Genomic DNA, 13739 nt, shown 5'->3' on the forward strand with positions numbered 1-13739 from the left:
TTTTTTATTGGCTGAAGCAGTTGATCGGTTGTTCGTTTGTGTATTAACGGCTCCAATAACCCGGTTGGTCGTACATGGCTTGCAAATGACCAATAAAAAGCCGGACTTTGGCTGGTACGTTTCGTTGCTGTGGATAAACCGCCATGATGTCGTACTCGGGAATCGCGTAATCGTCGAGCACGGTTTCCAGCGTGCCATTTTCCAGTTGGCTTTGAATTTCCCACATTGAACGCCACGCAATACCGAGGCCCTCCGTCATCCAGCGGTGCAGCAATTCACCGTCGTTGCAGTCCAGACTGCCATCGACGCGGACGGAGACGGTCTTGCCGCGATGATGGAAGTACCAGCCACGTTGCTGACCGCCTTGCAAGTTGAAGGCAAGACAATTATGCTTGGAGAGGTCGTCCAGCGTCTTTGGCTTGCCGTGTTGCCGGAAATATTCCGGCGTGCCACACACGACGCGTTTGTTGGACGCCAGTTTGACGGCAACGAAGTTGGGCTCGATGTTGCCGCCGATACGTATCCCCATGTCATAGCCTTCCTGTACCAGATCGACGACCCGGTCGGTCAGGTTGAACGACATTTTCAAATCCGGATGCTGCAAAAGAAATTCCGGGGCATAAGGCGCCACATGCTGGCGGCCGAAAGAAGCGGGTGCGGATACGATCAAATGGCCGGTCACCTTATGGCGACCTTCCGAAATGGCGCTTTCCGCAAGATCGAGCTCGCTGATCAGTCTTTTGCAATGTTCGAGGTAGACCGAGCCTTCCTCTGTCAGGGCCAGGCGCCGGGTCGAACGATGGAGCAGGCGAACGCCCAGGCGTTTCTCCAGCGTATCGATGCGCCGACCGACCATTACAGGCGTGACTTGCAATGCCAAAGCGGCGGCCGCAAAGCTTCCTTGGTCAACGGCAGTGGTAAAAGCCTCGATCTGTTTGAGCTTATCCATTCGATACCTGAAGTATTTAATTGGTTAAACAAATGTTCTATTCTCAAATTATTGCATAGCAATTAGTATACGTACCTGTAAAAAATTCGCATTAGTAAAAATTTCATTCACTGGAGGTTTTGATGGCAAAGATGACCGCAGCTCAGGCAGCAGCCTGGGTCTTGCAGAAAGAGGGTATTGATCAGGCGTTCGGCGTTCCGGGCGCAGCGATCAATCCGTTTTATTCGGCATTGCAAAAGAACGGCACGATTGCTCACGTATTGGCTCGTCACGTAGAAGCAGCAACCCACATGGCCGAAGGCTACACCCGTGCCAAAGCAGGCAATATCGGTGTTGCACTGGCGACCTCGGGTCCTGGCGGTACCGACATGGTTACAGGTCTGTACTCGGCGCAAGCTGACTCGATCCCGATTCTGTGCATCACGGGTCAGGCACCACGTGCGCGCGTTCACAAGGAAGACTTCCAGGCTGTCGATATCGAATCGATCTCCAAGCCAGTGACCAAATGGTCGGTCATGGTCCGTGAACCAGCCCTGGTTCCACAAGTGTTCCAGCAAGCATTCCACATCATGCGTTCGGGCCGTCCTGGTCCTGTGCTGATCGATCTGCCATTCGACGTGCAAGTTGCCGAAATCGAATTCGATCCGGATCTGTACGAGCCATTGCCAGTCTACAAGCCAGCAGCAAGCCGCAAGCAGATCGAGCGTGCAATGGCGATGTTGAACGAAGCAGAGCGCCCATTGTTGGTTTCCGGCGGTGGCGTGATCAACGCTGACGCATCGGCACTGATGCAAGAATTCGCTGAACTGGTCAACGTACCAGTCGTGCCAACCCTGATGGGCTGGGGTACCGTTCCTGACGATCACCCGTTGATGGTCGGTATGGTTGGTCTGCAAACCTCGCATCGCTATGGCAACGCCACGATGCTGGCTTCGGATTTCGCATTCGGTATCGGTAACCGTTGGGCAAACCGTTTCACCGGTTCGATCGACGTTTTCACCAAAGATCGTAAATTCGTTCACATCGACATCGAGCCAACGCAGATCGGCCGCGTGTTCGGTCCTGATCTGGGTATCGTTTCCGATGCAAAAGCTGCATTGACCCTGCTGGTTGAAGTTGCGAAAGAATGGAAAGCTGCAGGCAAGCTGAAAAACCGTGACGCGTGGCTGGCAGAGTGCCAAAAACGCAAGCGCACGATGCTGCGTAAAACTGATTTCGACAACACCCCGATCAAGCCACAACGTGTTTATCAAGAGATGAACAATGTGTTCGGCAAGAACACTCGTTATGTGTCGAACATCGGCCTGTCGCAAATCGCCGCTGGTCAATTCCTGCAAGTGCACAAAGAACGTAACTGGATCAACTGCGGCCAAGCAGGCCCATTGGGCTGGACCGTTCCTGCTGCACTGGGTGTGCGTGCTGCTGACCCTGCAAGCGAAATCGTTGCGATCACCGGTGATTATGACTTCCAGTTCCTGATTGAAGAATTGGCTGCTGGTGCACAGTTCAACCTGCCATACATCCACGTGTTGGTGAACAACTCGTACCTGGGTCTGATCCGTCAGGCGCAACGTATGTTCACGATGGATTACTGCGTTTCGCTGGCATTCGACAACATCAACTCGACCGAGAACGCATCGTATGGTGTGGACCACGTCAAGGTGACCGAAGGCCTGGGTTGCAAAGCGATCCGTGTATTTGATCCAAACGAAATCGCTCCTGCCCTGCGCAAGGCGCAAGAGTGGATCAAGGAATTCAAGGTGCCGGTCGTGGTCGAGGTCATTCTCGAGCGCGTTACCAACATCTCGATGGGTACCGAAATCAACGCGATCAACGAATTCGAAGAAATCCTGGACATCGTTGAAGGCGAAGTAGCGACAGCGAAAGGGTAATGCAATGACGAAACTGGCTGCTAATCTGACGATGCTGTTCAATGAGGTTCCATTCATGGACCGCTTTGAACAAGCTGCAAAGAATGGCTTTAAAGGCGTTGAATTCTTGTTCCCTTACGATTTCCCGGCGGCTGATGTCGCGGCGAAATTGAAAGAAAACAATCTGGAAATGGTTCTGCACAATCTGCCGGCCGGTAACTGGGCTGGTGGTGAGCGTGGTATCGCCTGCCATCCGGATCGTGTTGAAGAGTTCAAGGCTGGTGTCGATAAGGCAATCGAGTACGTCAAAGTACTCGGTACCAAACAAGTCAACATCCTGTCGGGTATCGTGCCTGCTGGCGTGACGCATGAACAAGCAGAAGCCACTTTGGTTGCTAACTTGAAATATGCGGCTGCGAAGTTGAAAGAAGCGGGTATTCCATTGTTGATCGAAGCGATCAACACGTTTGATATTCCAGGCTTCTTCTTGACTGGCACCAAGCAAACGCTGGACATCATCGCTAAAGTTGGTTCTGACAATCTGTTCTTCCAGTACGACATCTATCACATGCAACGCATGGAAGGTGAGCTGGCAAACACGATCAAGAACAATCTGAAAGTGATTCCACACCTGCAGTTGGCAGATAATCCAGGCCGTTTTGAACCAGGTACGGGTGAGATCAATTACACTTACCTCTTCAAGTATCTGGACGAAATCGGATACCAAGGCTGGATCGGTTGTGAATACAAACCGAAAGCCGGCACGGTTGAAGGTTTGGGCTGGCGCGCTGCGCACGGCGTGTAAGCAAGAAAATCATGGGCGGTCTGCGGACTGCCCATGCCTTTTATCGGACTTTCACGCTCTCGTCACAAAAGAACTACACCATACGCGTATCATCACGGATTCCGTTTTAGTACGCGTTCCATTAAAACACCTCAGGAGTCAATAACATGGCAAAAGTCGGATTTATCGGTTTGGGCATCATGGGCGCACCAATGGCGCTTAACCTGCAAAAAGGCGGCCACGAACTGTACGTTCACGATCAGAAAGCACCAGCACAGGAACTGATCGACGGTGGCGCAAAAGTCTGCGCATCGGGTGCCGAAGTTGCCAAGAACGCTGACATCATCATCACCATGGTGCCGGATACCCCGCACGTCGAAGCGGTTCTGTTCGGTGAAAACGGTGTTGCCGCTGGTCTCAGCAAAGGCAAGATCGTGGTCGACATGAGCTCGATCTCGCCAATCGCAACCAAAGAATTCGCGAAGAAAATCAACGCACTCGGCGCTGAATACCTGGACGCACCAGTATCCGGCGGTGAAGTCGGTGCAAAGGCAGCATCGCTGACCATCATGATCGGTGGTTCGGAAGCTGCATTCAACACCGTCAAGCCACTGTTCGAACTGATGGGCAAGAACATCACGCTGGTCGGCGGTAACGGTGACGGTCAAACCACCAAAGTAGCGAACCAGATCATCGTTGCGCTGAACATCCAGGCCGTTTCCGAAGCGCTGTTGTTCGCATCGAAAGCAGGCGCAGATCCAGCCAAAGTGCGTCAAGCGCTGATGGGCGGTTTTGCCAACTCGCGTATTCTGGAAGTGCATGGCGAGCGTATGGTCAAACGTACGTTCAACCCAGGCTTCCGTATCGAACTGCACCAGAAGGATCTGAACCTGGCATTGCAAGGTGCCAAGTCGATGGGCGTGACGCTGCCAAACACCGCAGCAACCCAGGAACTGATGAACGCTTGCGCAGCAAACGGCTTGTCCGGCATGGATCACTCGGCACTGTGCCGCGCGATCGAAATCATGTCGAACCACGAAATCGCGAAGGCGTAATTTCGTTAGAGCGGTTCTACGGCGACTTCGGTCGTCGTTATCGAACCGGCATTGTGCAATTCGGCAATGCCGGTTCTGTTTTCCGGTTTTGTTATTCCATTAAAAGTATTTGTTCCCATGTCGATTGATCCACGCCAGTTTTTGAACGACCTGTATGACACCGCAGTTGAGGCCGTGAGCGCACGCAAGTGCATGCCCGCCTATCTGCCCAAGCAATCCGCCAAAGGCCGCACGCTGGTGATCGGCGCCGGTAAGGGTGCCGCGGCGATGGCAAAGGTTGTTGAAGATACGTGGCCGGGCAAAGTCGAAGGCCTGATCGTGACGCGCTATGGCCACGGTGCCGACTGCAAGCAAATCGAGATCGTTGAAGCAGCCCATCCGGTGCCGGATGAAGCAGGCCGTGCTGCTGCCGGTCGCATGCTTGAGTTGGTCAAAGGACTGACGGAGGACGATCTGGTCTTGTGCCTGATCACGGGAGGTGGTTCCGCACTGTTGAGTCTGCCCGGCGAAGGTATCACGCTTGAACAGAAGCAAGCATTGAACAAGGCGCTGCTGAAGAGCGGTGCCACCATTTCTGAAATGAATTGCGTGCGCAAGCACCTGTCGGCGATCAAAGGCGGTCGCCTGGCACTGGCCTGTGCGCCCGCCAAGGTGATCACGCTGCTGATCTCCGACGTACCAGGCGATGATCCAGGCGTGATTGCATCCGGCCCGACTTTGCCTGATCCAACCACGTGCGAAGAGTCACTCGCGATTCTGAAAAAGTACAACATCGAACTGCCGGACAACGTACGCAAGCATCTCGAGTCTGGTGCAGGTGAGACACCAAAGCCGGGCGATGCACGCTTTGCGCGTAATGAACATCACGTCATGGCAACTGCGCAGCATGCGCTGGAAGCGGCTGCGGAAAAAGCACGCGCTGCCGGCATTACCCCTTATATCCTGTCGAATGATCTCGAAGGTGAATCGCGCGATGTTGGCATGGTCCATGCTGCACTGGCCAAGCAGGTTGCCAAATACGGTCAGCCGTTTGCCAAACCATGCGTGATTCTGTCTGGTGGTGAAACAACGGTCACCGTGCGTGGCAAAGGTCGTGGTGGTCGCAATGCAGAATTCCTGTTGAGCCTGGCTGTATCGTTGCAAGGCACGGCAGGTATTTATGCACTGGCATGTGACACGGATGGTATCGATGGTTCGGAAGATAACGCCGGCGCTATCTACACTCCTGATTCCTGGTCGCGCGCAGCGGAGAAAGGTCTGAATGCCAAAGCCATGCTGGAAAACAATGATGGCTATGGTTTCTTCAGCGGTCTTGACGACCTGATCGTCAGTGGTCCGACGCGCACCAATGTGAATGACTTCCGCGCCATCCTGATTCTGTAAGATGCATCACATTGCCCGTGCCGATGATGGATCGGGCAAGCTGTTTTTTATCCTTATTTTTTAAAAAGAAGACTGTCATGAGACGTAATCGCAAAGCAAAAATCGTTGCAACCCTTGGTCCAGCAAGTACTGATGTTGAAACCATCAGCGCACTGTTTGAAGCTGGCGTGGACATGTTCCGCTTCAACTTCAGCCACGGTTCGCACGAAGATCACCGTGCGCGTCACGAAATCGTGCGTGGTCTGGAGAAGACCTACGGTCGTCCAGTGTCCATCCTCTGCGATCTGCAAGGCCCAAAAATTCGTCTGGGCACCTTCACTGGTGACTCGGCTGTCTTGACCGCTGGCGAACAGTTTGTTCTCGACCGCGATCAAACGCCAGGTGACGCTACCCGCGTCTACCTGCCACACCCGGAACTGTTCGAAGCGGTTAAAGCTGGTCAGAACCTGTTGTTCGATGATGGCAAGATTCGTGTTTCGATCGAAAGCAACTCGGGCGACCGCATCGTCACCCGGGTAACCACCGGCGGCAAGATTTCCAACCGCAAAGGTGTCAACGTTCCTGACGCGATCCTGCCAATTCCGGCAATGACACCGAAGGATCTGGTCGATCTGGAATTCGCCCTGTCGTTGGGCGTGGACTGGGTGGCACTGTCGTTCGTGCAACAAGTCTCCGACATCGAAGACGCACGCAAGATCATCGGCGATCGCGCCTTGATCCAGTCGAAAATCGAAAAACCAGCTGCGATGCTGGATATCGATGCAATCTGCAAAGCATCGGACTCCGTCATGGTTGCACGTGGTGACCTCGGTGTTGAACTGCCGATCTCGCAAGTGCCACGCGCGCAAAAGGAAATCATTCGCGTGTCGCGCAAATATGGTCGCCCAACCATCGTTGCAACCCACATGCTGGAATCGATGACCGAATCGCCAATGCCAACGCGTGCAGAAGCATCGGACGTTGCCAACGCCATCTACGAAGGCGCGGATGCAGTGATGTTGTCGGCTGAATCGGCCAGCGGCAAGAACCCTGTTCGTGCAGTGCAGATGATGGACAGCATCATCAAGGAAGTAGAAAGCGATCCGGTTTACCGCACGCTGCTGGATGCACAACAAGTTGCACCACGTCCAACGCCGGAAGATGCAATCTGCAATGCCTTGCGTGAAACCACTGCTGCCATCAAGGCAGCCGGTACCGTGACCTACACCAAGTCCGGTAGCACCAGCATGAGCGCAGCACGTGTGCGTCCAACCACATCGATCCTGAGCATCACGCCAGAACTGAAAACCGCACGCCGTCTGGCATGGGTCTGGGGTATTCACTCGATCGTCGGTAAAGACGTGCACTCGGTAGACGAAATGGTTAGCGAAGCCGTGACGGCAGCAGAGCGCGAAGGTTTCGCCAAGAAAGGCGATTACATCGCAATCTCCGCTGGTCTGCCATTCGGTGAATCCGGCACGACCAACCTGTTGCACATCGCAACGATCAAGTAATGCCTGACAGTTCTGGTGAGTGATTGATGCATTCGCCAGAACTGACATCAATGGATTGCCGATATGCAAGCGATCGGCGCAAGCAACGAAATCTGCGGCAGTCCATTCATGTCAGACGTCAAAGTTTGACCGCGGTCAATGTCGGTATCGGCATCAGTTCATAGACTGGTGTTGTTGCTGCAAAGACGGCAACGGCAGTAAATGCAGTAAAACGAAGTTGCAATAAATAGCTAGGGGTCCTAGGTCGAATGCTGTTGATTCGGCCGGGTGAGAAAAACCCTTGAACCTGATCTGGATAATGCCAGCGAAGGGAAGCTGAGAAGTCTTTGTGCGCGCCTGATCGGCATGCGCGTGCATGACTTCCAAACTCCTTAGCTGGCTCCAAGCCGTAGTTAGCCAAGGAGCCAAAATGAATGCCAATCCGAAGTTTCTCTCTGCTACCGCCACGGTAGATGAAGCAGCCATCCAGCCGCTTCCCAATTCCCGCAAAATTTATATCGAAGGTTCGCGTCCTGACATCCGCGTGCCCATGCGCGAGATCACGCAATCAGACACGCCTGCGTCTTTTGGTGCGGAAAAGAATCCACCGATCTATGTGTATGACACGTCTGGTCCATACACTGATCCGGACGTGAAAATTGATATTCGCTCCGGTCTGGCGACACCGCGTCTGCCATGGATTCTCGAACGTGAAGATACCGAAGAGCTTGCCGGACCAACATCGGCCTATGGTATCGAACGGCTCAATGATCCCAGGCTGGCCGAGCTGCGTTTCAACTTGCACCGCAAGCCGCGTCGTGCGATTGCGGGCAAGAACGTGACGCAGATGCACTATGCGCGTCGCGGCATCATCACACCTGAAATGCAGTTTGTCGCGATTCGTGAAAACATGAATCGCAAGGCGTATCTGGAATCGCTCAAGAACTCGGGGCCGAAAGGCGAGAGATTGGCCGAGATGATGGGACGTCAGCATCCGGGGCAATCATTCGGTGCCGCGATTCCCAAGGAGATCACACCCGAATTCGTGCGCAATGAAATCGCGATGGGGCGCGCCATCATCCCGGCAAACATCAACCACCCTGAAGTCGAGCCGATGATCATCGGCCGCAACTTCCTCGTGAAGATCAACGCCAACATCGGTAATTCGGCTGTCACGTCTTCGATCGGCGAAGAAGTGGAGAAGATGACGTGGGCGATTCGCTGGGGCGGCGATAACGTGATGGATTTGTCGACTGGCAAGCACATTCATGAAACGCGCGAATGGATCATCCGCAATTCACCAGTACCGATCGGTACCGTGCCGATCTATCAGGCACTCGAAAAGGTCAATGGCAAGGCCGAAGACCTGACGTGGGAAATTTTCCGTGACACGTTAATTGAGCAGGCGGAGCAGGGCGTCGATTACTTCACGATCCATGCCGGCGTGCGTTTGCAGTACGTGCCATTGACGGCCCAGCGCATGACAGGCATCGTCTCGCGCGGTGGCTCCATCATGGCGAAGTGGTGCCTTGCCCATCACCGTGAGTCCTTCCTCTACGAGCACTTTGGAGAGATTTGCGAAATCATGAAGGCCTATGACGTCTCGTTTTCGCTGGGCGATGGCTTGCGCCCGGGTTCGATCTACGATGCGAATGACGAGGCACAACTCGGCGAACTGCGTACGCTGGGTGAACTGACACAGATCGCATGGAAGCATGATGTGCAAGTCATGATCGAAGGGCCGGGTCATGTGCCGATGCATCTGATCAAGGAAAACATGGACTTGCAACTCGAGCATTGCCACGAGGCGCCGTTCTATACGCTGGGTCCGTTGACCACAGATATTGCGCCTGGCTACGACCACATTACCTCGGGCATCGGTGCGGCCCAGATCGGCTGGTACGGTACGGCCATGCTGTGCTACGTCACGCCGAAAGAGCATCTGGGCCTGCCGAACAAAACCGACGTCAAGGACGGCATCATCACTTACAAGATCGCAGCGCATGCGGCCGATTTGGCGAAGGGGCATCCGGGTGCGCAGATTCGCGATAACGCGTTGTCGAAAGCGCGCTTCGAATTTCGCTGGGAAGACCAGTTCAACATTGGTCTCGATCCGGACAAGGCGCGCGAATTCCATGATGAAACCTTGCCCAAGGATTCAGCCAAGGTCGCCCATTTCTGCTCGATGTGTGGTCCGCATTTCTGCTCGATGAAGATCACGCAGGAAGTGCGTGACTATGCGGCGAGTCAGGGGATATCGGAAATCGCTGCGCTCAAGCAGGGCATGGAAGTGAAGGCAGTCGAGTTCGTCAAAAGCGGTGCTGAGCTGTATCGCAAGCAGTGATGGAAATCGAACTCAACGGTGTCTCGCGCCAGATCAGTCACGGTTCCAGCGTGGCTGATCTGGTTGCGGCGCTGTCCCTGACTGGCAAGGCATTGGCGGTTGCCGTGAATCGGGAAGTCGTGAGCAGCAATCGCTGGCACGAACATGTTCTGGAATCTACCGATCGTGTCGATATCGTGCGTGCCATTGGTGGCGGTTGATTCCATCGAAGGCTGAGCGGTGCATGCGGCGTGTTCATGCCGTCTGCACCGATGTCTTTTGTATTCATGGCAGCGGAATTTGCCTGCCGCATTCTCTGGAGATATTCCATGTCCTCGTTTGAAGATACTAAACTCACCGTCGCCGGCAAGACCTACAAATCGCGTCTCTTGGTCGGCAGTGGCAAATACAAGGACCTGACCGAAACCCGCGAAGCCAGTCTGACCAGCGGTGCCGAAATCGTCACCGTCGCCATCCGTCGTGTCAACATCGGCCAGAACCCGAACGCCCCGAGCCTGCTCGATGCCTTGCCACCTTTCGAATTCACCTTGTTGCCCAACTCTGCCGGTTGCTACACTGCCGCCGATGCCGTCTACACGTTGCAACTCGGTCGTGAATTGCTTGGTGGCCACAAACTCTGCAAGCTTGAAGTTTTGGGCGATGAAAAGACCCTATTCCCGAACATGCCGGAAACCCTGAAAGCAGCCGAAACACTGGTCAAGGATGGCTTCGACGTCATGGTCTACTGCAGCGACGATCCCATTCAGGCCCGCATGCTCGAAGACATCGGCTGTGCCGCCATCATGCCTCTGGCCTCCCTGATCGGCTCCGGCATGGGCATTCTCAATCCATGGAATCTGTCGCTGATCATCGAGCAATCGAAAGTGCCTGTCATTGTTGATGCTGGTGTTGGTACTGCATCTGATGCCGCGATTGCGATGGAACTTGGCTGTGATGGCGTGCTGATGAACACCGCGATTGCCGGCGCCAAAGATCCGGTACGCATGGCACATGCGATGAAGCTCGGTATTGAAGCAGGTCGCAATGCCTTCCTGGCTGGCCGCATCCCACGCAAGTTTGCCGCATCGCCATCGTCGCCGATGGCTGGGCGCGTGGTGTAAGCATGACGGCAATGGTTTCTTTCCACCTGTGAAAGGGACGTGTTTGGCAGAGCGCGGCAATATCGAATATGCTTTGCGGATTCAGCCTCTTATGACAAAGGATTCTCATGCGCGCGATCGAAATTACCCAGCCCGGCCCTCCGGATGTGTTGAAGCTTTGCGAGCGACCAATGCCGGAGCCCAAGGCCGGCGAGTTGTTGATCAAGGTGCATGCAGCCGGTATCAATCGTCCTGATGTATTGCAGCGGACCGGCAACTACCCTGTCCCAAAAGGTGCGTCGGATTTGCCAGGACTGGAAGTCGCGGGTGAAGTGGTCGGCGGTGATCTCGCTGACAGTGGTTTCAAGCTTGGCGACATGGTGTGCGGGCTGGCGCAAGGTGGTGGTTATGCCGAGTACTGCACCGTGCCGGCGCCGCAATGTTTGCCGATTCCCAAAGGATTGAGTGCGGTGGAGGCGGCATCGCTGCCAGAAACCTTCTTTACGGTCTGGAGTAATGTCTTTGATCGCTGCCACTTGCGCGGACAAGAAACCTTGCTGGTGCAAGGCGGTACCTCTGGCATTGGTGTGACGGCAATCCAAATGGCAACGGCCTTGGGTCATCGCGTGTTTGCGACCGCGGGCAGCGACGACAAGGCACGGGCGTGCGAAGTGCTGGGGGCAGAGCGCGGCATCAACTACAAGACGGAAGATTTTGCGCAGGTCGTCAAGGAAGCCACTGGCGGCAAAGGTGTCGATGTCATTCTGGATATGGTCGGTGGCGAATATACCGATCGTGAAATCCGCTGTCTCGCTGATGATGGTCGTCTCGTATTCATTGCGCTGCTGGGTGGCAACAAGGCAAACATCAGCCTCGGACAGATTCTGCTGCGTCGTCTGACCATTACTGGTTCGACGTTGCGCCCGCGGCCGATTGGTTTTAAGGCGGCGATTGCGCAGCAATTGCAAAAGTATGTCTGGCCACTGATCGAGTCAGGCAAAATCAAACCGGTTGTCTATCAAACTTTTGTGCTGGAAGATGCGGCCAAAGCGCATGAACTGATGGAAAGCAGCACGCACATTGGCAAGATCGTACTGAAGATTGTTTGAGTCTTGATTCGAAAATAAAAAAGCCGGGTTTGTCCCGGCTTTTTACATGCGGCATTCTTACAAGCCTTGTCGCTTCTTGGCACGCTTGACGGGCAGGTTGCTGAGCTGGCGTCCTGGCTTCGGGTTGTAGCGCACGATTTTTTCGATCAGCGACGGGCCTTCCTCCAGCAAGAACTTCTTGAATGCCTTGGCTACTGGTGGCAGGCGCTTGTTCTTGCGATGGACCACATACCAGTTCAGCATGACGGGGAAACCCTCAACGTCCAGTACGGCAAGACTGCCGGCTTGCAGTTCCAGACTGATGGTGTGCGCAGAAAGAAAGGCCAGGCCCATGCCGGCAATGACGGCTTGCTTGATGGTTTCGGTACTGCGGATTTCCATCGCGATATTGAGTTCGTCCAGTCGACCGCCAAACCCTTCTTCCATCGAATTCCATGTATCTGACCCTTTCTCGCGTACAACAAAGGGTTCGCGCATCAATGTGTCGAGGGGAATATTCTTCTTCGATACCAGATGGTGGTCGGGAGGGGCCACGATCACGTAAGGATGAGGCGCAAACGGCTCGACATCGGTATCGAAATCCACTGGCGGACGCACCATAATGGCAATGTCGGTGAGATTGTTGGCAAGCTGATTGAGCAGGCCGTCTCGGTTGTGCACGGACAAGTTCAACGTCACACCCTGATTGCTCCGTGCAAATTCCACCAGCAGTCGCGGGAAAAAGTAATCGCCTGCACTGATCACGGCGACGTTCAGTTTGCCACCTGTGATGCCCTTGAATTGCGTCATCGCATCTTCGGCTTCCTGAAACTGCTGGATGATGCCGCGGCAGTGATGCAGTAACTCGGCGCCCCCAGGCGTCAGATAAATCTTTTTGCCCAGCTGTTCAAACAATGGTAATCCCGCATGATCTTCCAGTTTTTTGATCTGGGTCGATACGGCCGGTTGCGTCAGATGCAATTCTTCTGCTGCGCGTGAAAAACTCAAGTGACGAGCAACCGTTTCAAAGACCTTCAATTGCCGGAGGGTCGCGTTCTTCATGGGATTTTCACCATTTATAACTTTTAATGAATCATTATTATTAAATACTTTGACTATGCGTAATCATTTTTTTTTCATAAGATGCACCTCGTTCCGGAACATATCCGGATGAACGGAATCTTTTAGGAAGTCGCCATGTTCAAATTTGCGCATACCCAGCAGGCTGCTCACGATGTTGCTGACCTTCATCGTAATGCCTTCAATGCTGCGTTCTATGAGTTGGGTTTGCGCTGGCACTGGGATGCAGATACGGATCACGATCTTTCCGATAACACGGGCAGCACACAACGCTTGCGTCATTATCTGGAAAATGATCAGTCCCATTTGCTGAAAGTGTATGAAGCGGATTTTCTGATTGATGCCATCCAAAGCGCCAAGGCGCGTTGCTTTCAGACCATGAGTACTGCCGACTTGCGCAAACCGGCAGTCAACTGGGCTGAATTTCAACGCGGTCAAATCGGCGTCTAATTATTGTCCGACATCGCTGCGCATCATGATCTGATGCGATGTTGTCAGGCAATTGTCTCAAGCTGCATGTGCCGATCGGCCTCGTGCTGTCAGGAGAGTCAGTTGTTCTTGTTGCCCAAGACGCAATAAGGAAGCCGACACTTTTCCTTCATTTGTAAGACCTGTTGCACCGCCGCATGCAGTT

The 13739-nt window shown here is 54.0% G+C and carries 12 protein-coding genes and 1 riboswitch; of the genes, 10 read left to right on the forward strand and 2 right to left on the reverse strand.

Annotated features, from left to right (window positions below):
* Positions 1-43: 43 nt before the first annotated feature.
* Entirely contained in the window at positions 44-949 is a 906-nt protein-coding gene (locus IEV29_RS14545) for a LysR family transcriptional regulator (RefSeq protein ID WP_188382049.1), read from the reverse strand.
* Between the two features lie 122 nt (positions 950-1071).
* Here IEV29_RS14545 and gcl point away from each other — a divergent pair, with 122 nt between their 5' ends.
* The 9 genes from gcl (at position 1072) to IEV29_RS14590 (ending at position 12046) form a co-directional block, all read left to right on the forward strand.
* Positions 1072-2841, forward strand: coding sequence for a glyoxylate carboligase (gene gcl / locus IEV29_RS14550; protein ID WP_188382050.1), 1770 nt, complete (start codon positions 1072-1074; stop codon positions 2839-2841).
* Between the two features lie 4 nt (positions 2842-2845).
* Positions 2846-3625, forward strand: a complete 780-nt coding sequence (gene hyi / locus IEV29_RS14555) for a hydroxypyruvate isomerase (RefSeq protein ID WP_188382051.1) — start codon at positions 2846-2848, stop codon at positions 3623-3625.
* 146 nt (positions 3626-3771) lie between these two features.
* Positions 3772-4659 carry a 2-hydroxy-3-oxopropionate reductase gene (gene glxR, locus IEV29_RS14560; RefSeq protein WP_188382052.1) on the forward strand — a complete coding sequence of 296 codons (888 nt, stop codon included), beginning with the start codon at positions 3772-3774 and terminating at the stop codon, positions 4657-4659.
* A 117-nt stretch (positions 4660-4776) separates the two neighbouring features.
* Positions 4777-6042: a glycerate kinase type-2 family protein gene (locus IEV29_RS14565; protein WP_188382053.1), complete on the forward strand. Its 1266-nt coding sequence runs from the start codon at positions 4777-4779 to the stop codon at positions 6040-6042.
* 77 nt (positions 6043-6119) lie between these two features.
* Positions 6120-7535 (forward strand): pyruvate kinase, encoded by a 1416-nt coding sequence (gene pyk / locus IEV29_RS14570; protein WP_188382054.1) that lies wholly within the window; start codon positions 6120-6122, stop codon positions 7533-7535.
* A 222-nt stretch (positions 7536-7757) separates the two neighbouring features.
* Positions 7758-7865: riboswitch (TPP riboswitch) on the forward strand.
* Positions 7866-7944: 79 nt separating this feature from the next.
* Positions 7945-9858, forward strand: a complete 1914-nt coding sequence (gene thiC / locus IEV29_RS14575; protein ID WP_188382055.1) for a phosphomethylpyrimidine synthase ThiC — start codon at positions 7945-7947, stop codon at positions 9856-9858.
* On the forward strand, positions 9858-10058 hold the full coding sequence (gene thiS / locus IEV29_RS14580; RefSeq protein WP_188382056.1) for a sulfur carrier protein ThiS: 201 nt from the start codon (positions 9858-9860) through the stop codon (positions 10056-10058). Before thiC ends, thiS begins: the two co-directional genes overlap by 1 nt.
* Positions 10059-10166: 108 nt before the next feature.
* Positions 10167-10958, forward strand: coding sequence for a thiazole synthase (locus tag IEV29_RS14585; RefSeq protein ID WP_188382057.1), 792 nt, complete (start codon positions 10167-10169; stop codon positions 10956-10958).
* 107 nt (positions 10959-11065) lie between these two features.
* On the forward strand, positions 11066-12046 hold the full coding sequence (locus tag IEV29_RS14590; RefSeq protein ID WP_188382058.1) for an NAD(P)H-quinone oxidoreductase: 981 nt from the start codon (positions 11066-11068) through the stop codon (positions 12044-12046).
* A 57-nt stretch (positions 12047-12103) separates the two neighbouring features.
* Here the strand turns inward: IEV29_RS14590 and IEV29_RS14595 are convergent, their stop codons facing one another.
* Positions 12104-13087 carry a LysR family transcriptional regulator gene (locus tag IEV29_RS14595; RefSeq protein ID WP_188382059.1) on the reverse strand — a complete coding sequence of 328 codons (984 nt, stop codon included), beginning with the start codon at positions 13085-13087 and terminating at the stop codon, positions 12104-12106.
* Positions 13088-13222: 135 nt separating this feature from the next.
* Between IEV29_RS14595 and IEV29_RS14600 the strand changes: the two genes are divergently transcribed.
* Positions 13223-13555 (forward strand): HAD family hydrolase, encoded by a 333-nt coding sequence (locus tag IEV29_RS14600; protein ID WP_188382060.1) that lies wholly within the window; start codon positions 13223-13225, stop codon positions 13553-13555.
* Positions 13556-13739 lie beyond the last annotated feature (184 nt).

Origin of the sequence: Oxalicibacterium faecigallinarum (assembly GCF_014635705.1) — a bacterium.
Taxonomy (GTDB): Bacteria; Pseudomonadota; Gammaproteobacteria; order Burkholderiales; family Burkholderiaceae_D; genus Oxalicibacterium; species Oxalicibacterium faecigallinarum.